The 20,528-nt window shown below is 71.7% G+C and carries 17 protein-coding genes; 12 read left to right on the top strand and 5 right to left on the bottom strand.

Annotated elements, in window-relative coordinates:
- Positions 1-116 precede the first annotated feature (116 nt).
- From OG303_RS31765 to OG303_RS31775, 3 genes are all read left to right on the top strand, one after another.
- Positions 117-350, top strand: coding sequence for a hypothetical protein (locus tag OG303_RS31765; protein WP_405872687.1), 234 nt, complete (start codon positions 117-119; stop codon positions 348-350).
- Positions 351-536: 186 nt separating this feature from the next.
- On the top strand, positions 537-2,624 hold the full coding sequence (gene malQ / locus OG303_RS31770) for a 4-alpha-glucanotransferase (RefSeq protein WP_405872689.1): 2,088 nt from the start codon (positions 537-539) through the stop codon (positions 2,622-2,624).
- Between the two features lie 70 nt (positions 2,625-2,694).
- Entirely contained in the window at positions 2,695-2,946 is a 252-nt protein-coding gene (locus OG303_RS31775) for a hypothetical protein (protein ID WP_405872690.1), read from the top strand.
- Between the two features lie 103 nt (positions 2,947-3,049).
- Here the strand turns inward: OG303_RS31775 and OG303_RS31780 are convergent, their stop codons facing one another.
- The gene (locus tag OG303_RS31780) at positions 3,050-3,649 is read right to left on the bottom strand and encodes a TetR family transcriptional regulator (protein WP_405872692.1); all 600 of its coding nucleotides are present in this window, start codon (positions 3,647-3,649) and stop codon (positions 3,050-3,052) included.
- Positions 3,650-3,847: 198 nt separating this feature from the next.
- On the opposite strand from OG303_RS31780, the gene OG303_RS31785 reads away from it, so the two are divergent.
- Positions 3,848-5,290 carry an FAD-dependent monooxygenase gene (locus OG303_RS31785; protein WP_405872693.1) on the top strand — a complete coding sequence of 481 codons (1,443 nt, stop codon included), beginning with the start codon at positions 3,848-3,850 and terminating at the stop codon, positions 5,288-5,290.
- Between the two features lie 12 nt (positions 5,291-5,302).
- Here OG303_RS31785 and OG303_RS31790 read toward each other — a convergent pair whose 3' ends face one another.
- Complete coding sequence (locus OG303_RS31790) at positions 5,303-5,809, bottom strand: MarR family winged helix-turn-helix transcriptional regulator (protein ID WP_405872695.1); 507 nt, start codon at positions 5,807-5,809, stop codon at positions 5,303-5,305.
- A gap of 128 nt (positions 5,810-5,937) precedes the next feature.
- On the opposite strand from OG303_RS31790, the gene OG303_RS31795 reads away from it, so the two are divergent.
- The 5 genes from OG303_RS31795 (at position 5,938) to OG303_RS31815 (ending at position 11,058) form a co-directional block, all read left to right on the top strand.
- Positions 5,938-6,888 (top strand): EamA family transporter, encoded by a 951-nt coding sequence (locus OG303_RS31795; RefSeq protein ID WP_405872696.1) that lies wholly within the window; start codon positions 5,938-5,940, stop codon positions 6,886-6,888.
- 94 nt (positions 6,889-6,982) lie between these two features.
- Complete coding sequence (locus OG303_RS31800) at positions 6,983-7,888, top strand: DMT family transporter (RefSeq protein WP_405877586.1); 906 nt, start codon at positions 6,983-6,985, stop codon at positions 7,886-7,888.
- 25 nt (positions 7,889-7,913) lie between these two features.
- Complete coding sequence (locus tag OG303_RS31805) at positions 7,914-8,840, top strand: LysR family transcriptional regulator (protein ID WP_405872697.1); 927 nt, start codon at positions 7,914-7,916, stop codon at positions 8,838-8,840.
- Between the two features lie 49 nt (positions 8,841-8,889).
- Positions 8,890-10,215, top strand: a complete 1,326-nt coding sequence (locus tag OG303_RS31810) for an RNA polymerase subunit sigma-70 (protein WP_405872698.1) — start codon at positions 8,890-8,892, stop codon at positions 10,213-10,215.
- An 84-nt stretch (positions 10,216-10,299) separates the two neighbouring features.
- A complete protein-coding gene (locus OG303_RS31815) occupies positions 10,300-11,058 on the top strand; it encodes an SDR family NAD(P)-dependent oxidoreductase (protein ID WP_405872699.1) in 759 nt (252 codons plus the stop codon).
- A gap of 61 nt (positions 11,059-11,119) precedes the next feature.
- Here the strand turns inward: OG303_RS31815 and pepN are convergent, their stop codons facing one another.
- Positions 11,120-13,690, bottom strand: a complete 2,571-nt coding sequence (gene pepN / locus OG303_RS31820) for an aminopeptidase N (protein WP_405872700.1) — start codon at positions 13,688-13,690, stop codon at positions 11,120-11,122.
- 246 nt (positions 13,691-13,936) lie between these two features.
- Here pepN and OG303_RS31825 point away from each other — a divergent pair, with 246 nt between their 5' ends.
- A complete protein-coding gene (locus OG303_RS31825; protein ID WP_405872702.1) occupies positions 13,937-14,407 on the top strand; it encodes a DUF1203 domain-containing protein in 471 nt (156 codons plus the stop codon).
- A gap of 31 nt (positions 14,408-14,438) precedes the next feature.
- Here the strand turns inward: OG303_RS31825 and OG303_RS31830 are convergent, their stop codons facing one another.
- Complete coding sequence (locus tag OG303_RS31830; protein WP_405872704.1) at positions 14,439-15,455, bottom strand: aspartate-semialdehyde dehydrogenase; 1,017 nt, start codon at positions 15,453-15,455, stop codon at positions 14,439-14,441.
- Between the two features lie 244 nt (positions 15,456-15,699).
- Here OG303_RS31830 and OG303_RS31835 point away from each other — a divergent pair, with 244 nt between their 5' ends.
- Both OG303_RS31835 and OG303_RS31840 read left to right on the top strand, forming a co-directional pair.
- Positions 15,700-16,227, top strand: a complete 528-nt coding sequence (locus OG303_RS31835) for a sigma-70 family RNA polymerase sigma factor (RefSeq protein ID WP_405872705.1) — start codon at positions 15,700-15,702, stop codon at positions 16,225-16,227.
- A 1-nt stretch (position 16,228) separates the two neighbouring features.
- Positions 16,229-16,963, top strand: a complete 735-nt coding sequence (locus OG303_RS31840; protein WP_405872707.1) for a hypothetical protein — start codon at positions 16,229-16,231, stop codon at positions 16,961-16,963.
- 88 nt (positions 16,964-17,051) lie between these two features.
- Here OG303_RS31840 and OG303_RS31845 read toward each other — a convergent pair whose 3' ends face one another.
- Positions 17,052-20,360: a S8 family serine peptidase gene (locus OG303_RS31845; protein WP_405872708.1), complete on the bottom strand. Its 3,309-nt coding sequence runs from the start codon at positions 20,358-20,360 to the stop codon at positions 17,052-17,054.
- Positions 20,361-20,528 lie beyond the last annotated feature (168 nt).

Raw genomic sequence — 20,528 nt, forward strand, 5'->3', positions numbered from 1 at the left:
GTGGCCCCCAGAATGTGAGGAGAGGCACGTACTTCCGTTCCATACGTCTGCCGTCGCGCCCGCTGGGTAGGGCTGCGGTAACCCAAAAGGTCGCCGTACTCGACAAGGAGGCCCCCGTGGCCGCATCGGCACATCTTCTGCTCTCGGCCCTCTCCAAACGTGAGGCGTTCGCCGAACCCGATCCCTATCTGTGCGCCTTCAGTGCGGAGAGCGCCTGCGCCGAGACCCCGCTCACCAGCGAACCGCCCCTGCCCGAGGCCGAGCCCCTCACCAGCGAGCCGCCGCTCGCCGACGCCGCCCCCCTGACCAGCGAGGCGGCGGCCCCCGAGCCGGACTGCACGAGGCCCTAGGGCCTGCCTTTCGGATCAGCCCGGCGTCGCGGGCCCTGGCACGCACATCTGCCGCGTTGTCGTCACTCGCCGACGCTCCGCGTCGACTCCCTCCTCCGCCTTGCAGCTGCACGCACCAGACCCCGCTCGGGGCGGCCCGAAGGCACCGTTTCGTACAGCCGACCTGATCCGAAAGGCAGGCCCTGGATGACAGCGCAGGGGTCGCCCGAACCGCCCTCCGAGGACCTGTCCCGGCTCGCCGTACTGCACGGCGTCGCCACCTCCTACAGCCCTTCCCCGGACCGCACGGTCGCGGCCTCGGCCACCGCCGTCACCCTCGCCCTGGCCGCCCTCGGCATCGACACGGGCACCCCCGAGACCAGCCGCGCCGCGCTCGCCGCCCGCGAGCGGGAGCTGAGCGAGCGGCTGCTGCCGCCGACGGTGGTGCTCTGGAGCGGCGGCACGTCCCCCGCGCTCACGGCCCTCCCGGACGGCACCCGGCTGCGCATCGAGACCGAGCAGGGTGAGACACGTACCTCCGCCGAGCAACTCCCGCCCGGCGTCCACCGGTTGACGGCCACGGCACCCGACGGCCGCACCGCCGAGACGCACCTCGTCGTTGCCCCGCCCCGGCTGCCCACGCCCACCGCCCGCTCGTACGGCCTGCTCGTCCAGCTCTACTCCCTGCTCTCCCACCGCTCCTGGGGCATGGGCGACCTCGGCGACCTCGCCGAACTCGGCGCCTGGGCCGGCCGTGCGCTCGGCGCGGGATTCGTCCAGGTCAACCCGCTGCACGCGGCCGTACCCGGCACCCCCACCGATCCCTCCCCCTACCGCCCCTCCTCCCGCCGCTTCCCCGACCCCGTGCACCTGCGCGTCGAGGACGTCCCCGAGTACGCCTACGTCGAGGACCGCGAGCGCCTGCGGACACTGCTGGGGCGCGCCGCAGAACTGCGCGAATCGGTGCTGGAGAAGGGCGCGTTGATCGACCGGGACGGGGTGTGGGCGCTCAAGCGCGAGGCGCTGGAACTGATCCGCGAGGTGGAACTCGGGCCCGGGCGGCGCGCCGCGTACGTCGACTTCCTCGCCGAGCAGGGCGAGGCCCTCGAGGACCACGCCACCTGGTACGCCCTCGCCGAGGTCCACGGCTCCGACTGGAGCCGGTGGCCCGCCGCCCTGCGCGAGCCCCGCTCGGCCGAAACGGCCCGCGCCCGCGGGGAGTTGAGGGACCGGGTGGACTTCCACTCCCGGCTGGCCTGGCTCACCGACGCCCAGCTCACCGACGCCCAGCTCACCGCGCGCGAGGCCGGGATGCCGGTCGGGATCGTGCACGACCTGGCGGTCGGGGTGCACCCCGAGGGCGCCGACGCCTGGGCGCAGCAGGAGTACTTCGCGGCCGGCATGTCGGTGGGCGCGCCGCCGGACGCCTTCAACGCGCGGGGCCAGGACTGGGGGCTGCCGCCCTGGCGACCGGACCGCCTGGCCGAGTCGGGCTACGAGCCGTATCGCCGCCTGCTCAGAGCCCTGTTCCGGTACGCCGGCGCCCTGCGCATCGACCACGTCATGGGCCTGTTCCGCCTCTGGTGGGTGCCACAGGGGCACCCGCCCACGGAGGGCACCTACGTCCGCTACGACGCCGAGGCCATGCTCGCCGTCCTCGTCCTCGAGGCCTCGCGCGCCGGCGCCGTCGTCATCGGCGAGGACCTGGGCACGGTCGAACCCGGCGTACGCGAGACGCTGCGCGAGCGCGGGGTGCTCGGCACCTCGGTCCTGTGGTTCGAACGGGACTGGGGCGGCGACGGCCGCCCGCTGCCCCCGGAGCGCTGGCGCGCCGACTGCCTGGCCACCGCCACCACCCACGACCTGCCGCCCACCGCCGCCCGCCTCACCGGCGAACACGTCGAACTGCGCGACCGCCTCGGCCTGTTGACCCGCCCGCTTCAGGAGGAGCGCGCGGAGGCGGCGAACGACACGGGGGAGTGGCTGGGCCTGCTCGCCCGCCTCGGCCTGCTGGACGGCACGAGCGGCGCCCACGGGGCGTCGGAGGAGGAGGCCGAGATCCAGGCCGTCCACCGCTTCCTGCTCCACACCCCGTCCCGCATGCTCGGCATCTGGCTCCCCGACACGGTCGGCGACCGCCGCCCCCAGAACCTCCCGGGCACCTGGAACCAGTACCCGAACTGGCGCCTGCCGATCGCGGACGCGGAGGGCCGCCCGGTGACGCTGGAGGAGCTGGCGGGGTCACCGCGGCTGCACGCGCTGATCGAGGTGCTGCGTCCGGTGCGGCCGGGGTAGGGAGGGGCCCGGACCTCGTACGGCACCCCCGGACGAGCGCACCCATTCGGCGTTCGATATTTTTGGCACCGTGGACAAGAAGAACGCTCTGCGCGCCGGGGCCCTGGCTGCCGGTACGACGCTGATGATGCTGCTCATGTCGTCCCCCGCGCTCGCGCTGACGCGCGACGACGGCGACGACCCCGGCAAGGGCCTGAGCGTCATCGAGACGCTGAGCCTCTACGTCCTGGCTCCCCTCGCCCTGTTCGCGATCATCGCGGGCCTGGTGATGGTCCTGGACGGGTCCAAGGACCGTCAGCCGAAGGCCAAGGCCAAGGCCTGACCCCGGTTCGACCTCACGCTATTTCCGAGGGCGTCGGCCGCACCGCACGTCGGTGAGGCCGGCGCCCTCAGTGTGTCCTCGTGCGATCTCGCGGGGTGTGTTCTCACGGGCTCGGCGCGGTCAGATACCGCTGCAGCGTGGGTGCCAGCCACGCGACGATCTCCTCGGGATGCAGTGCCACCGCCGGCGGGATCCGCAGGACGTAACGGGTCAGCGCCACTCCGAGCAGCTGTGACGCCGCGAGCGCGGCCCGCGCGGGGACCTGCTCGGGATCGGGGCACACCTGGCGGGCGACCGGCAGCAGTTGCTCCCGGAAGATGCCCTGCATCCGCTCGGCCCCGGCCCGGCCTGCCGCGCCGACCCGGAGCAGCGCCGTGAGCTCCTCGCTCTTCTCCCAGGTCCGCAGGAAGTGCGTCACCAGCACCCGGCCGACCACGTCCCGGGGCAGTGAAGCCATGTCCGGCAGTCTCAGGTCGATCGCTACGGCTGCCGCGAACAGGCCCTCCTTGTTGCCGTAGTAGCGCATCACCATCGACGGATCGATGCGGGCGCCCTTGGCGATGGCGCGGATGGTGGCCCGCTCGTAACCGTCGGCCGCGAAGCGTTCGCGGGCCGCGATGAGGATGGCGTCACGTGTGCCGTCGGAGCGGCGGCGTGTCCCGCTGCCGCCGGAGCTGCTGCTGCCGCTGTGGTTCCCGTTCATGCCTACGAGCGTAGGTCAACCCGTGTTGGCCAACAAGTGTTGACTCCGGCCTGTGGATAGCTCTATCGTCGCCAACAAGCGTTGGTCAACAGATGTTGGCAAACGGATGTTTGCCAGCAAGGGTTGGCAAGCAGGCGTGGGCCAGCGAGCGTTGGCAAGCACGCGTTGGCAAGCGAATGTCGGCAACAGGAGGTCACCATGAACGGCACCGCCACCCCTGCCGTGATCGTCGTCGGCTCCGGTCCCACCGGCCTTCTCCTCGCCGGGGACCTCGCCACCGCCGGCGTCCGCGTCACCCTCCTCGAACGGCGCGCGCACCACATCAGCAACCTCTCCCGCGCCTTCGTCCTGCACGCCCGCGCCCTGGAGCAGCTCGACGCCCGCGGTCTCGCCGATGGACTGGAGGCCCTCGGCCAACCGCTGGACCGCCTCCGCCTCTTCGGCCGCCTCACCGTCGACCTCGCCCCCCTCCCCTCCCGTTTCAACCACCTCCTGGTCCTCCCGCAGTACGAGGTGGAGAAGGCGCTGGAGCGGCGGGCGGTCGAGGCGGGCGTGGACTTCCGGTACGAGACCGAGATGACGGCGCTGTCGCAGGACGCTGAGGCGGTGAGTGTCGAGGTCCGCACCCCCGCCGGGGAGACCGAGACCCTGCGCGCCGCGTACGTGGTCGGCACCGACGGCATGCGCAGCGCCGTGCGCGACGCGATCGGGCTGCCCTTCCCCGGGCACTCCGTGATCCGCTCGGTCGTCCTCGCGGACGTACTCCTCGACGAGCAGCCCGACACCCTCCTCACCGTCAACACCGTCGGTGACGCCTTCGCCTTCATCGCGCCCTTCCGCGACGGCTACTACCGCGTCATCGGCTGGAACCGCAGCCGCAACGTCTCCGACGACGAGCCGCTCGAGCTCGACGAGGTCAAGGAGATCGCCCGGCTCGCGCTCGGCCGCGACTACGGCATGCGCGACGCCCGCTGGATGTCCCGCTTCCACAGCGACGAACGCCAGGCGCCCGCCTACCGCGTCGGCCGCGTCTTCCTCGCCGGTGACGCCGCGCACGTCCACACCCCGGCCGGCGGCCAGGGCATGAACACCGGTCTGCAGGACGCGGCCAACCTCGGCTGGAAGCTGGCCCAGGTGGTCAACGGGTATGCGGACAGCGCCCTGTTGGACACCTACCAGGCCGAGCGCCACCCCGTCGGCAGGTCCGTGCTCCGCAGCAGCGGCGGCATCGTCCGCCTCGCCATGGCCAAGCGCCCCTGGACGCTGGCGCTGCGGTCGGTGCTCACCACCGTCCTCAACAACGTCGCCCCCGCCCGCCGCAAGGCGGTCGGCCGGCTCACGGGCATCGGCTACGACTACGCGGCCCCCCGCGGCTCGCACCGCCTCACCGGCACCCGCGTCCCGGACGTCGCCCTGCAGGGCGGCCGCCTCTACGAGGCCCTGCGCGGCGGCCGCTTCGTGCTGATCACCCCCGAGGCCCACGAGGAGCAGGGCGCCCGAAAGGACCGGCTGGCGGTGGAGCGCTGGGCGAGCGACCGCCGTACGACCGTGCTGGTGCGCCCCGACGGATACGTGGCCTGGGCGGCGGACTCGGCGGACGCCGCGGCGATCGAGGGCGCGCTCGCCACCCACGTGGGGTGAACGGCCCTTCGACTACTGGGAGTCGCGTGTCCCCGCGAGCAACTCGCGCAACAGGTCGGCCAGTTGGCCGGCCTGTTCGGCGTCCAGGGCGGACAGGGCCGCCGCCTCGGTGGCGAGACCGGCGGCGACCGCCTCGTCGACGACGCTCAACCCCTTCTCCGTGAGCGTCACTTGGAGACCCCGGCGGTCGTGCGGGTCGGGGGAGCGGCGGAGCAGGCCCGCGCGTTCCAGTTTGTCGAGGCGGCCGGTCATGCCGCCGGTGGTGAGCATCAGCGTCGCCGAGAGCTGGCGGGGCGAGAGGGTGTAGGGCTCGCCGGAGCGGCGCAGGGTGGCGAGGGCGTCGAACTCGCCGCGCGAGATCCCGTGGGGTGCGTACGCCTTCTCCATCCGGTCGCCCATCGCGCGCGACAGCCGGAAGATCCGCCCGAAGACCTCCATCGCGGCGGTGTCGAGGTCGGGCCGCACCTCGGCCCACTGCTCGATGATCGCGTCGACGGGGTCCTTGGCCTGTGCACTCATGCGGTGAGTATCCGCCCGGGGATGACTCGATCGCAAGAAAGTGGCTTGACGGAAAGTAGCTTAGAGGTAAGCTACTTTCTACCAAGCTACCTCCGGGTGGCATGTCGCATTCGATGGGGGACCCGGCCATGAAACGGCCCGCGACCGCACTCCTCACCGCCCTCGCCCCCGTCTCCTGGGGCACGACCTACGCGGTCACGACCGAGTTCCTGCCGGCCGACCGCCCCCTGTTCACCGCTCTGACGCGCGCCCTGCCCGCCGGTCTGCTCCTGCTGGCGCTCGCCCGCGTCCTGCCCCGCGGCGCCTGGTGGTGGAAGGCCGCCGTCCTCGGCGCGCTGAACATCGGCGCCTTCTTCCCGCTGCTGTTCCTGTCCGCGTACCGGCTGCCCGGCGGCATGGCGGCCGTCGTCGGCTCGATCGGGCCGCTGTTCGTGGTCGGGCTGTCGGCGCTGCTGCTGGGGCAGCGGCCGACCGGGCGGGCGGTGCTCGCCGGGGTCGTGGCCGCGTTCGGTGTCAGCCTCGTCGTACTGAAGGCGGCCGGGGCGCTCGATCCCGTCGGTGTCCTGGCCGCCCTCGCCTCGACCGCGTCGATGTCGACCGGCACGGTGCTGGCCAAGCGGTGGGGCCGCCCCGACGGTGTGGGCCCACTGGCCCTCACCGGCTGGCAGTTGACCGCGGGCGGCCTGCTCATCGCCCCCCTCGCCCTCCTGGTCGAGGGTGCGCCGCCCGCGCTGGACGCCCGCGCGGTCGGCGGCTATCTCTACCTCGCCCTGGCCAACACGGCCGTCGCCTACTGGCTCTGGTTCCGCGGCATCGGCCGGCTCACCGCCACCCAGGTCACCTTCCTCGGCCCGCTGTCCCCGCTGACCGCGGCGGTCGTCGGCTGGGCGGCCCTCGGGCAGGCCCTGGGCCCCGTCCAACTGGCGGGCATGGCCCTGGCGTTCGGGGCGACGGTGGCGGGACAGCTGGGGTCGCGCGCGAGCGGTGGCGGCGGTGGCCCCCGGCCATTGTTCAGCTCAGCTGAAAGGAATCGTCGAAAAGATTCGATGGACGTGACAAGTGGGGCGCTGCAACGGTAGATCCACCGGGGTTGCCGGGATCATCCGGACGCACCGGATCCAGACCGGATCCCCGGTATCACCGACCAGCGAAAGGACATCCGTGGCCGCCGTCCTGCACCGGACCGCCCCTACGACCGAGACCCCCACCGCCACCCGCAACACCCCGCTCCTCGGGCTCGCCCTCGCCGCCCTGGCCACCGTCGTCTGGTCCGGCAGCTTCGTCACCTCCCGGGCGCTGCACGACAGCGTGCCGCCGGTGCAACAGGCGTTCTGGCGTTGGCTGGTGGCGCTCGTGGCCGTGGCACCGTTCGGGGCCCGGCAGGCTTGGCGGCAGCGGGAGTCGATACGGCGGCACCTCGGCTTCGTGCTGCTCGCCTCGCTCCTCGGCGTGACCGTGTACAACACCCTCGTCAACCAGGCCGGGGCGACCACACCGGCCGCCAACATGGGCATGATCATGGCCGCTTCGCCGGTGCTGATGGCGGCGTTCGAGCGGGCGGGCGGCGTACGGCTGGGCGGGCGCCGGGTCGCCGGGCTGCTGACGGCGTGCGCGGGGGTGGTGCTGCTCGTCGGCGGCGGGGCGGGCCTCGCCGCCGGTGACCTCTGGATGATCGCCGCGGCCTGCTGCTTCGGCTCGTACAGCGTGCTGGTGCGACGCAAGCCGGCCGAACTCGGCGGTGCGGGCTTCCTGTTCACCACCTTCCTCCTCGGCACGGTCCTCCTCCTGCCCGCCCAGGCCGTGAGTCTCACCGTCCAGGGCGGCTTCACGCCGACGCCCGGCACCGTCCTCCCCCTCCTCTACGTCGGCGTCGTCTCCTCCGCCGTCGCCTTCTTCGCGTGGAACAAGGCGATCGCCCTGGTCGGCCCGAGCCGGGCCGGCGTCGTCTACTACCTGCAGCCCGTGTGTGTGGCGCTGCTGTCCTGGGCGGTGCTCGGCGAGGCGATCGGCTGGACGCAGGCCCTGTGCATGGCGCTGATCCTGGGCGGGGTCGCACTGGGCGCCGCGGCGCGGTCCTGAGACGGCCGCCGTATAGGTTGCCGCCATGGCCGAGTGGGACATCCGGAAGCTGCAGATCCTGCGGACGCTCAGGGAGCGGGGGACCGTGACCGCGACGGCCGAGGCGCTGCGGATGACGCCGTCGGCGGTGTCGCAGCAGCTGACCAACCTCGCCAAACAGGTCGGGGTGCCGTTGCTTGAGGCGCAGGGGCGGCGGGTGCGGCTGACGGACGCGGCGCGGCTGGTGCTCCGGCACGCGGAGGCCGTGTTCGAGCAACTGGAGCGCGCGGACGCCGAGTTGGCGGCCTACGCGCACGGCGAGGCCGGCGAGGTGCGGGTCGGTGCCTTCTCCACCGCCGTACCGGCCCTCGTCGTACCCGCCGTGCGGGCGCTGCGGGCCGCGCACCCCGGGGTGACCGTGCGGGTGCGGGAGGCGGAGGCCGGGGAGGCGTACGAGCTGCTGGCCGCCGGGGACGTCGACCTCGCGCTGTCCCTCGCCGCGCAGGCCCCGACGGCGGCCGACCCCCGCTTCACCCGCGTTCCGCTGCTCGCCGACCCCCTCGACGTCGCCCTGCCCCGCGACCACGCCCTCGCCGACACGGACGGACTGCGGCTCGCCGATCTCGCGGGGGAGCCGTGGATCTTCGGCGGGAGCGGGCCCTGGTCGGACATCACCCGCGGGGCCTGCGAGGCGGCCGGGTTCAGCCCCGTCCAGGGGCATTCGGCGGCCGGGTGGACGGCGATCCTGGCGATGGTCGAGGCCGGGATGGGGGTCGCGCTCGTACCGCGCATGGCGGCGGTGCGCAGGGAGGGCGTGGTGATGCGGGAGCTGACGGCGGACCGGCCGCGGCGGCATGTGGTGGCGGCCGTACGGAAGGGGGCCGAGGAGGGCGCCGCGGTGGGGAGAGTGCTGGAGGCGTTGCGGACGGTTGCCGCGCGGCTCGCCGGTCCCACGGGGACCGAACCGCGATAGCGTCACACCGTCCCCGCGTGACGCAATTCCCGGACTCCCGGAGGTGCCCGTGGTCGCCCAGGTCTGTGCCAGTTGTGGCAAACCGCTGCCCGCGCGGGCCGGCCGCACGGGCCGCAGCTCCGTCTACTGCTCGGCCGCCTGCCGGCAGAAGGCCTACCGGGGGCGGCAGCAGGCCGGGGCCAGTGTGAACGGCCTGATCGAGGACATCGGGCGGCGGGTGAAGGAGCTGGTGCCGCAGCCCGCCTCCGTCCTCTACTCCGGGGTGACCGAGCTGTCGGCTTCCGTGGCCCAGTTGCGGCGCATCGCCCGGGTCGCGCGGGACAGCGCGAACGATTCCGTCACGCAGGCCTCTGCCGGGCAGGCCTCCGTCACACCGGCCCCCGTGACGAAAAGCCTCCTCACGGAAGCCGACTTCGCCGCCCTCACCGAGTCCCACCGCCGTGAGATCCAGGTGCACTGCTACCGGATGACCGGCTCCTACGACGACGCCGAGGACCTCGTGCAGGAGACGTTCCTGCGGGCCTGGCGGGCCCGGGACGCCTTCGAGGGGCGGGCCGGCGCACGCACCTGGCTGTACCGCATCGCCACCAACGCCTGCCTCGACTTCCAGCGCCGCACCGCCCGCCGTCCGCAGCGCTACGAGCCGCTGCCCGGCATGAACCACGGCACCGGCGAGGCACCCGCCCGGGTGACCTGGCTGCAGCCCTACCCGGACGACGAACTGCCCACCGCCGAGAAGGACCGGCCGGACGTCGCCGCCGTCTCCCGGGAGACCCTGGAGCTCGTCTTCCTCGCCGCCATCCAGCATCTGCCGCCCCGCCAGCGGGCCGTGCTGATCCTGCGGGACGTGCTCGGCCTGACCGCCGCCGAGACCGCCGAGGCCCTCGACCTGACCGTGGCCTCGGCCAACAGCGCCCTGCAGCGGGCCCGGCCCACGTTGCGCGACCGGCTGCCCGGGCAGCGCGCCGACTGGAGCCCCGCCGAGCCCACCGACGCCCAACGCGCCGTCCTGCAGCGGTACATGACCGCCGTCGAACACCTCGACTTCGCCGCGATGACCGACCTGCTGAGCAAGGACGTCACGCTCACCATGCCGCCCAACCCGTTCTGGTTCACGGGGCGCGACGCCCTCCTGGAGTTCGTCCTCCCCAACCTCGACCCGGCCTCACCGGCGTTCCTCGGCCACTGGCGCCACCTGCCCGCCCGCGCCAACGGCCGGCTCGCGGCGGGGGGTTACGTCCGCAGACCTGGTACGAACGTGTACCGGGCCCAGGTCCTCGACGTGCTCCGCTTCGACGGCGACGACCGGGTCGTGGAGATCATGTCCTTCGAGCCGCACCTGTTCCCGGCGTTCGGACTGCCCCTGCGCCTGTGACCGATGAGCGGCCGGGGTGCCGTGCGTCTGTATCACCGACGCGTACGACTCGTACGACACGAATCCCGCAGGGAGTTGATCACCATGCTGCTCACCGACAAGACCGCGATCGTGTACGGCGCCGGCGGATCCATCGGCGGTGCGGTCGCCCGCGCCTTCGCCGCCGAGGGCGCCCGCGTCCACCTCGTCGGACGCACCCGGGAGACGCTTCAGGCGGTGGCCGACGACATCAAGGGCGCCGAGGTCGCCGTCGTGGACGCCCTCGACGAGGCGGCCGTGGAGGAGCATCTCGCCGGCGTCGGCGACGTCGACATCTCGTTCAACCTCGTCACGCGCGGCGACGTACAGGGCGCCCCGCTCACCGACATGCCCGTGGACGACTTCCTGCGGCCCCTGCTCAACGGCGTCCGCGCCAATTTCCTCACGGCCCGCGGCGCCGCCCGCCGGATGGCCGAGCGCGGTTCCGGCGTGATCCTCACCCTCAACAGCGGCTCCGCGCACGGCAGTCCGATGATGGGCGGCACGGGACCGGCCGACGCCGCCATCGACACGCTGGTGCGGAACCTGGCGGTGGAGTGCGGGCCGCGCGGGGTGCGGGCCGTCGGCCTGTGGGCGGCCGGGGTGCCCGAGACCTTCACCGTCGAGAAGCTCGCCGCGGTCAACCCCGCCATCGACGCCGCCGCCGTCCAGGGCATCATCGACAACCTCGCCGGGATGCGCATGACCCGCCGCAACCCCACCCTCGCCGACGTCGCCGCCACGGCCGTGTTCCTCGCCTCCGGCCACGCGGCCGGCATCACCGGCACCTTCGTCAACGTGACCGGCGGGATGGTCCCGCGCTGACCGCAGGCACGCGAAGGGGCGCCCGGCACGATGCCGGGCGCCCCTGCCGTCGTACGAACGACTACGCCTGCGCGTCCGCCGCCTGTGCCTTCAGCGCGCGCTCCACGCCCGAGCGGGACTCGGAGACCAGGCGGCGCAGGGCCGCGCTGGGCTCGGCCGAGGCCAGCCAGGCGTCCGTCCTGTCCAGCGTCTCCTGCGACACCTGGACGGTCGGGTAGAGGCCGATCGCGATCTGCTGGGCGATCTCGTGCGAACGGGAGTCCCAGATGCCCTTGACCACCTCGAAGTACCGCTCGGTGTACGGGGCGAGCAGCTCACGCTGGTCGGTCTGGACGAAGCCGCCGATGACCGCCTCCTGGACGGCGTTCGGCAGCTTGTCGGACTCGACGACCGACGCCCAGACCTCCGCCTTCGCCTCCTCGGTCGGCCGGGCGGCGCGGGCGCTCGCCGCGTGCCGCTCGCCGGCGGCGGTCTTGTCCCGCTCGTACTCGCCGGCGATCTCCGCCTCGTCATAGCGGCCGACCGCGGCGAGCCGCTGCACGAACGCCCAGCGCAGCTCGGTGTCGACGACCAGACCCTCGATCGTCTGCGAACCGTCGAGCAGCGCTTCCAGCAGGTCCAGCTGCTCCGGCGTCCGGGCCGTCGCCGCGAACGCCCGCGCCCACGCCAGCTGGTGGTCGCTGCCGGGCGCGGCCGCACGCAGGTGCGCCAGCGTGGCGTCGGTCCAGCGGGTGAGCAGGGCCTCGCGGGTGGCCGGGTCGGCGTACAGGTCGATCGCCAGCTTCACCTGGCGGTGCAGCGACTGCACGACACCGATGTCGGACTCCTTGCCGATGCCCGACAGGACCAGGGAGAGGTAGTCGCGGGTCGCGAGCTCCGCGTCCCTGGTCATGTCCCAGGCCGAGGCCCAGCACAGGGCGCGGGGGAGCGAGGACTCGAAGTCGCCGAGGTGCTCGGTGACGAACGCGAGGGACTGCTCGTCGAGGCGGACCTTGGCGTACGACAGGTCGTCGTCGTTGAGCAGTGCGACGGCCGGGCGGCGCTTGCCCACCAGCTGCGGTACGGCGGTCAGTTCGCCGTCGACGTCCAGCTCGATGCGCTCGGCACGCACCAACTTGCCGGTCTCGTCGTCGAGTTCGTACAGGCCGACGGCGATGCGGTGCGGGCGGAGCGTCGGCGCGCCCTTGGCACCGGCCGGCAGGGCGGGGGCCTCCTGGCGGATGGCGAAGGAGGTGATGACGCCGTCGGCGTCCGTCTCGACCTCGGGACGGAGGATGTTGATGCCCGCCGTCCTCAGCCACTTCTCCGACCAGGTCCCCAGGTCACGGCCGGAGGTCTCCTCCAGCGCGCCCAGCAGGTCGGACAGCTGCGTGTTGCCGTACGCGTGACGCTTGAAGTACGCCTGCACGCCCGCGAAGAACTCGTCCATGCCGACGTACGCGACGAGCTGCTTCAGGACGCTCGCGCCCTTGGCGTAGGTGATGCCGTCGAAGTTGACCAGGACGTCGTCGAGGTCGTTGATCTCCGCCATGATCGGGTGGGTGGACGGCAGTTGGTCCTGCCGGTACGCCCACGTCTTCATGGAGTTGGCGAACGTCGTCCAGGAGTGCGGCCACCGCGAGTCGGGGTGGTAGGACTGGCAGGCGATGGAGGTGTAGGTGGCGAACGACTCGTTCAGCCACAGGTCGTTCCACCACTCCATGGTGACCAGGTCGCCGAACCACATGTGCGCCAGCTCGTGCAGGATCGTCTCCGCACGCACCTCGTACGCCGCGTCGGTCACCTTGGACCGGAAGACGTACTGGTCGCGAATGGTGACCGCGCCCGCGTTCTCCATCGCGCCCGCGTTGAACTCCGGCACGAACAGCTGGTCGTACTTCTTGAACGGGTACGCGTAGTCGAACTTCTCCTGGAACCACTCGAAGCCCTGCCGGGTGACCTCGAAGATCGCGTCGGAGTCGAGGTACTCGGCGAGCGAGGGCCGGCAGTAGATGCCGAGCGGTACGCTCTGCCCGTCCTTCTCGTACACGCTGTGCACCGAGTGGTACGGGCCGACGACGAGCGCCGTGATGTACGACGAGATCCGCGGCGTCGGCTCGAAGGCCCAGGTGTCGTCCTTGGGTTCGGGCGTCGGTGAGTTGGAGATGACGGTCCAGCCGGAGGGCGCCTTCACGGTGAACTGGAAGGTCGCCTTCAGGTCCGGCTGCTCGAAGGAGGCGAAGACGCGGCGGGCGTCCGGGACCTCGAACTGGGTGTAGAGATAAGCCTGTTCGTCGACGGGGTCGACGAACCGGTGCAGCCCCTCACCGGTGTTGGTGTAGGCGCAGTCGGCGACGACCCGCAGGACGTTGGGGCCCTCCAGCAGACCGGGCAGCGCGATCCGGGAGTCCTCGAAGACCTTGTCCGGGGCGAGCGGGTCGCCGTTGAGCGTCACCTCGTGGACCGTCGGGGCCACCAGGTCGATGAAGGACGCGGCCCCGTTTTCGGCCACGTCGAAACGCACCGTGGTCACGGACCGGTAGGTGCCGCCCTCCTGCGCGCCGGAGAGGTCGAGATCGATCTCGTACGAGTCAACGGTGAGCAGCTTCGCCCGCTGCTGCGCCTCTTCGCGAGTCAGGTTTGTGCCAGGCACGCGGTCATCTCCTCGTTATGTGTCGGTTGCGTCATCCTTCCACGTGACAGTGGGGAGGGCGACGAGGGTTTTCCCGATGGGTCCGCCGGTGGGTGCCGCCGGGGCAGCCGTCCATGGGTCGGGTGCTTCGGCCCTGAAGGGGTCTCGTCCTCGGACGACGACCGGCCGAGTCGCACCCACCGGCGGCACAAGCGTCACGTCCGGATCCCGCCAGTCATCCAGCCCCGCCCGCGCCAGCCTGGACCCATGACGACGTACACCGCACGACCCATCGAACCGTCCGTCCTCAAGGAACTGCGCACCACCGACGACGCGGGCCGCCCCATGACCCCCGTGACCGACGAGGAAGGCGGCGCCCCGCTGCGCTGCTGTCTGCGCCGCAGCGAGCCGGGTGAGCGGATCGCCCTCGTCTCGTACGCGCCCCTGCGCCGCTGGGCGGCCGAGGCGGGAGCCGAGCCGGGGGCCTACGACGAGCAGGGGCCCGTCTTCATCCACGCCGAGGAGTGCCCGGGCCCTGACCTGGACGGCCATCCGTTCGCCAACGCCCACCGGACCGTCCGCCGCTACTCGGCCGACGGGCACATCCTGGGCGGCGAGCTGGTCGGGGCGCCCGACGACGCGGCCTTCCAGAACGCGTTCGACGACCCGTCGGTGGCGCTCGTCCACGTCCGGGCCGTCGAGTACGGCTGTTTCCTCTACGAGGTGCGCAGGCCCTAGGCCTTCAGCTTCGCTACGAGGTGCGCAGGGCCTAGCCCTTCAGCTCCGCCGCGACCAGCTCCGCGATCTGTACCGCGTTCAGCGCGGCGCCCTTGCGGAGGTTGTCGTTGGAGATGAACAGCGCGAGGCCGTTGTCGACGGTCTCGTCGCGGCGGATGCGGCCCACGTACGCCGGGTCCTGGCCGGCGGCCTGGAGCGGGGTCGGGATCTCGGAGAGCGCGACGCCCGGGGCGCCGGCCAGGAGCTCCGTCGCGCGCTCCGGGGAGATCGGACGCGCGAAGCGGGCGTTGACCTGGAGGGAGTGGCCGGAGAAGACCGGGACGCGCACGCAGGTGCCGGAGACCTTCAGCTCGGGGATCTCCAGGATCTTGCGCGACTCGTTGCGGAGCTTCTGCTCCTCGTCGGTCTCGTTCAGGCCGTCGTCGACGAGGTTGCCCGCGAAGGGGAGCACGTTGAAGGCGATGGGGCGCTTGTAGACGCCGGGCTCCGGGAAGTCGACAGCGGCGCCGTCGTGGGTGAGCTTGTCTGCGTCGCCGATCACCTTCTGCGCCTGGCCGTGCAGCTCGGCCACGCCCGCGAGGCCCGAGCCGGACACCGCCTGGTACGTGGCGACGACCAGCGCTTCGAGGCCCGCCTCGGCGTGCAGCACCTGCAGGACCGGCATCGCGGCCATCGTCGTGCAGTTCGGGTTGGCGATGATGCCCTTGGGGCGGTCGGCGATCGCGTGCGGGTTCACCTCGGAGACGACGAGGGGGACCTCGGGGTCCTTGCGCCAAGCGGAGGAGTTGTCGATCACGACCGGGCCCTGCGCGGCGACCTTCTCGGCCAGCGCCTTCGAGGTCGCGCCGCCCGCGGAGAACAGCACGATGTCCAGGCCGGAGTAGTCGGCGGTCGCCGCGTCCTCCACCGTCACGCCGTCCAGGACCGTCCCGGCCGAGCGGGCCGAGGCGAACAGGCGCAGCTCGTCCAGCGGGAAGTTCCGCTCCGCGAGGATCCTGCGCATGACCGTGCCGACCTGACCGGTGGCTCCGACGATTCCGACCCTCACGGCGACTCCCTCTACGTGTTCGCGCATGTCTGCGCTTCGAGCAGCTCTGCGGCTTCTTGCAATGTCTGCGGCTTTTCCATCATGCGGCCGACCCGGGTCCGCCTGTCCAATTCTTTGCGCAGCATGCCCGAGGAGTGGAACGCCGAAGGGTGTGACGTACGCCTCTGGACAATTTTCCCGGGGATCCGCCGAACGTTTCCGTGCGCTGCGGCGTCGTAGAGGAAACGCGGTGAGGGGGTGGCTTGTGCTGCGCAGAAAGGCCCGGCGGGCCCAGGAGGACGATCAGGGTGATCCTCTGGACGCGGCCCAGGAACGCCGGGTGCGGGCGGTGCTCGCGCTGGGCGGGGTGCCGCAGACGGATCTGCCGGACGGGGTGCAGCAGGTGCGGCTGCGGCTGCTGGAGCGCGCGGCGAAGGGGCACGAGGCGCCGCGCGACGTCTCCGCGTGGGCGGCGGTCGTCGCCTCCAACCTGGCCATGGACTGGCACCGCGCCAAGCGCCGCCAGGAGCGGATCGGCGAGCGCCTGGCCTCCCTGCGGCAGCTGGAGCACCCCTCGGGCGAGGACACCAGCGTGCTGTCCCTCGCCGTGGCCCAGGGCCTCGACGAGCTGCCCGACTCCCAGCGCCAGGTCCTCGTCCTGCGCTTCTACGCCGATCTGCCGGTCCGCTCGATAGCCGAGGAGCTCGGCGTCCCGGAGGGCACGGTCAAGAGCAGGCTGCACACGGCGGTACGGGCTCTGCGCACCCGCCTGCACGAGGACGAGGTGGTGTGACATGACCGCCGAACACGAGACCCACGAGGCCTACGACGGCGCCGACGCGCTGATGGCCGCGATCACCGGCGCGGAGCTGCCGGACGAGGCCCGTGCGGATGCCGCCTTCATGGCCGGGCACCGCAAGGCCGAGGCCGACCTGGCCCTGCTGAAGGAACACCTGGGGATCATCGGGGACGCGCTGGCCGAGGAGGCACGGCCCGTGCGGACACCCGCTGCGGTACGGGCGCCGCGGGACCGGCGCATGGTGCGCAGGTTCGCCTTCGGCACCGTGGCGGTGGCCGGCGTCGCGGGTGTGCTGGCGGGGATGGCGTGGCTGCTGGCGCAGGGCGGCGGTGCCGCCAGTACCTCGAGCAGCGACTCGGGCGCCAAGGCGGCGGAGTCCGCCGCGCCCGGCTCCGCCTTCTCCAGCCCCGGCTATCTCGCCTGCGCCCGCCTGGTCGCCGAGGGCAGGGTCACGGAGGTCGAGCAGGTGCCCGGAACCGCCGACCAGGAGCGGATCACCCTGGACGTGACCCACTGGTACAAGCCGGAGAAGTCCGAGAAGGAGATCACCTTCGTGCTCGACGAGGGCGCCGTCCAGAAGGCCCTCCACAAGGGCGACCACCTCCTTGTGGCGCTCCCGCAGCAGGCCGCCACCCCGGACTACGTGCTCGTCGGCGAGAAGGCGATCGCCCACGAACGCGCCGGGCTCACCCGGGCGCTGCCCGAGTCGGCCGACATCACCTGCGAGTGAGGTGGGTGAGGCACGGGAAAGGGCGGGCGCCCGTACGGACGCCCGCCCTCACAGCCGCACTACCGAGTACGGCCGGCCGTGCCGGTGACTACGGCGTGACCTTCTCGATCTTCACGCTGCCGATGCCCGCGACCGTGCCGCGTGCGTTCACCAGCTGGACCTGGCCGAAGAACTCGCGGCCCTCCGGAGCGGCCGCCGCGGCGGTGACGCTGCCGGAGACGGTCGCCGAGTCGCCCGTGCCGAGCTTGACCGGGGTCGAGTCGTCGACGGTGACGGTGCCCAGGGACGAGGAGAAGAAGACGTCCTGGTAGTCGTACGCCGTGGAGCCGGACGGGACCGAGTAGCCCACCACCTCGACGGTGTAGGTACCGGCGGCGGGCGAGGCGACGGAGACCGCCTCCTCCGAGTCGCCGTCGGCGGACTGGCCGACCACGTTGCCGTCCTTGTCCGTGACCGTCAGGTCGAGGTCGGCGGCCGCGTCCGAGACGTTGCCGATGGCGACGTCGAGGGACTTGGCGCCCGCGGGCACCTCGACCGTGGTGGTCTGGGTCTCGCCCTCCTTGATGGTCGGGCGGGCCGACTTCGACGAGCCGAGCGGGCCGCCGACCAGCTTGCCGTCGAGGGCGGCGAACTTGTTGGTCGCCTTCCAGGAGACGGCGGCCGGGGTGCCGACCTTCGCCTCGGGGACGGTCACGGTCTCCGGGTCGAAGGCCGCGCCGTAGACGGCGACGTCCAGCTTGTACGGGTTGTCGAGCAGCGGCGACGTACGGCGCGACTCGACCTCGATCTCCCAGACGCCGGCCTGCGGGTCCGCGTACGAACGCACGTCGGGCTTGCAGCCGTTGGTGTTCGGGTAGTTGCTGTAGCAGTACGGGGTGCCGGTGTCCTCGACCGGAACGCCGTAGGGGTGGATCGAGATGAAGCGGGTCTGGCTCTTGTCCTTCAGCCCGCCGATCGCGACCTCCAGCGACTTGGCGCCCTCGGGCACGGTCACGAAGTACGACTGCGTGCTGTTGCGCTGCACCGTGTTCGACGCGGAGTAGGTGTACTTCACCGGCGCCGAGACCACGACGGTGCTGAGGACCTGCTTGTCGATCCCCTCCGTCTTCGGGTCGTCGACCTCGAGGATCGCGCTCTTGATGCCCGCGGACTTCGGAGCGGCCTGCACCTTGACGGTCACCGGCTGGTTCAGCGGCAGCTTCACCTCGTCCGAGCCGACGATCCGGAAGGTGTCACCGGCGTTGTTCCCGAAGGACAGCTCGTGGCGAACTGCCTTGTCCGCGCCGGAGGTTCGGGTGATCGTGACGTCGTACGTCTTCTTCTGCCCGGCCTTCAGACCGCCCTCGCGGTCGTAGAGACCGGTGCCGAAGCCCGGCGTCTTCAGGGCGTAGTCGATCGCGGTGTCGACCGGGGCCTTCACCGTGTAGTCGTGCGAGCTCGCCCCGTCCTTGATGGACTCCCAGGCGTCGCCGATGTTCATGAGGCCCGCGCCCTCCTCGTACGCCTGAACACCCTTGATGTGATCGGCGGTTGAGGTGAGAGCCGTGCGCAGGGCGGCGGGCTTCAGCTCGATGTTCTTCTGCTTGGCGGCGGAGAGCAGCAGTGCGCTCGCACCCGCGGCCTGCGGGGACGCCATGGACGTGCCCTGCAGCATCGAGTAGCCGGCCGGCAGCGCGTAGCCCGCCTCGGCGACCGGGGAGCCCGGCAGCCAGGTCTGGGTGGTGTTGATCGCGGCACCCGGCGCGGACAGGGTCGGGGTGAAGCCGCCGTCCTCACGCGGGCCGCGCGAGGAGAAGGGCATCATGGCGTACTTCTTCTCCACGACCGAGCCGTAGTTGGCGGCCCAGGTCTTCTTGGAGATGGTCGCGCCGACCGAGATCACCTTGTCGGCCAGACCGGGGTCGCCGATGGTGTTGGCGCCCGGGCCGGAGTTGCCGGCCGAGATCACGAGCTGCACGCCGTAGGTGTCGATGAGCCGGGTGTACAGCTCGGCGCGGGCGTTGTTGCCGTCGTTGAGGGCCGGGAGGCCGCCGATCGACATGTTGACGATGTCGACACCGCGGTTCACGACGAGGTCGATCATGCCCTCGGTGAGCGCGACGTTGGTGCAGCCGCCGCTCCAGGTGCAGGCACGGGACGAGACGATCTTCGCGCCGGGGGCGGCGCCGTTCATCTTCCCGCCGAACAGACCGTTGGCGGAGGTGATGCCGGCGACGTGGGTGCCGTGCTCGGACTCGATGACGCCGATGTTGACGAAGTCGGCCTTCTTGCCGACCCAGTCGCCGCCGTAGGGGTCCATCGGCACGTCCTTGCGGATCTGCACGACGAACGGCTGGCGCTCCACGACGTCGGTGGACGGGTCGTCGGTCCCGAAGTAGCCGACCTGGTAACCGTCCTTGTACGGCTTCATCGGCGCGTCGTCGCCGAAGTCGTGGTTGTTGTTGAGGTCGACGCGGACGGTCCCGGCGGCGGCGTCGTAGAGGACGCCCCACTTGTCGGTGGTGTCCCCGTCCCGGTTCGCGTCACCCTTGGCGTCGCCGCCCGTGGTCGCGGCCTCGCTGAAGGTGCTGACCTGGTACGACCCGGCGGGCGCCGTCCAAGTCTGGCCGCTGTAGGTGAAGGTGGGGCCCGAGACCGCGGTGACCATCGGCCGCCACGTCGCGTCGCTGTCGACGATCGGGTCGGTCGCCGTCACCCAGTCGACGATCTTCCGCTCGCCGGTGGTGGTCTTCTGCAGCGCCGGGTGACCGAGGTCCACACCGGAGTCGAGGATGCCGATGGTGATGCCGCGGCCGTCCGCCTTCGGGTGGTCCTTCACGAAGTCGACGGCGCCCGTCTCGAAGGACGGGTTGTACGGGTTCTCGGCGGGGGTGTTCTTGTTCGGCGCCGGGTAACTCACGGCCGCCGAGCCGGACTTGGCGCCGCTCGTGGCGCTCGGGTCGTCCAGGGGGATCTCTTCGCGCAGGTCGATGCCGTGCACGGAGGAGAGCTTCGCGGCGGCGGCGATGGCCGCCTGTGCCCTGCCGGTCGGGACGGTGGCGCGGACGTAACCGAGCTTGTCGTAGGTCCGGCCCACCGAGCCGCCCTTGACCGCGTCCAGGTCCTTGGCGACCTGCTCGGTCTGCCCCGGCGCGGTGGCGATCATCATCGTGACGTTCTTGTCGCCCTCGGCCTCGGCCGTGGCAAGCAGGTCCGCGTCGTCGGAACCGAGCTTGTCGTGGGCGGACTTGACGCTGCCGTCCGAGGGCGCGGTGGAGTTCGCGGACGGTGCGTCGGCGGAGAAGGCCATGGGTATCGGCCCCGCCGCGGAGAGCGCGGCGACGAGACCGGCGGCCACGGCTATACGGGCCACGCGTCTGGGGCCCGATATCGGGTCGCGCTGGGGGGTGAGGGTCATCGGCATCCCTTGTAGTGAAGAGTCCAGTGCCGGACGAGCGCAGCTTTACCCAAGGGACAGTTGTTTGGGAAGTGTTGACCGAAACGATATGGATGTGTGGGGAAAACCCGCGATGGACTTGAGGCTGTGAGTCCCCTATGAGGTGATTCGGTCAGTTCCTCGTTGAAC

It is taken from the genome of Streptomyces sp. NBC_00005, from assembly GCF_045160215.1.
Taxonomy (GTDB): Bacteria; Actinomycetota; Actinomycetes; order Streptomycetales; family Streptomycetaceae; genus Streptomyces.

Coding starts and splice junctions, on each gene's coding strand:
- malQ (WP_405872689.1), top strand. CDS start 537: ATGACAGCGCAGGGGTCGCCCGAACCGCCCTCCGAGGACCTGTCCCGG.
- OG303_RS31780 (WP_405872692.1), bottom strand. CDS start 3,649: ATGAACGGGAACCACAGCGGCAGCAGCAGCTCCGGCGGCAGCGGGACA.
- OG303_RS31785 (WP_405872693.1), top strand. CDS start 3,848: ATGAACGGCACCGCCACCCCTGCCGTGATCGTCGTCGGCTCCGGTCCC.
- OG303_RS31790 (WP_405872695.1), bottom strand. CDS start 5,809: ATGAGTGCACAGGCCAAGGACCCCGTCGACGCGATCATCGAGCAGTGG.
- OG303_RS31795 (WP_405872696.1), top strand. CDS start 5,938: ATGAAACGGCCCGCGACCGCACTCCTCACCGCCCTCGCCCCCGTCTCC.
- OG303_RS31805 (WP_405872697.1), top strand. CDS start 7,914: ATGGCCGAGTGGGACATCCGGAAGCTGCAGATCCTGCGGACGCTCAGG.
- OG303_RS31815 (WP_405872699.1), top strand. CDS start 10,300: ATGCTGCTCACCGACAAGACCGCGATCGTGTACGGCGCCGGCGGATCC.
- OG303_RS31825 (WP_405872702.1), top strand. CDS start 13,937: ATGACGACGTACACCGCACGACCCATCGAACCGTCCGTCCTCAAGGAA.
- OG303_RS31840 (WP_405872707.1), top strand. CDS start 16,229: ATGACCGCCGAACACGAGACCCACGAGGCCTACGACGGCGCCGACGCG.
- OG303_RS31845 (WP_405872708.1), bottom strand. CDS start 20,360: ATGACCCTCACCCCCCAGCGCGACCCGATATCGGGCCCCAGACGCGTG.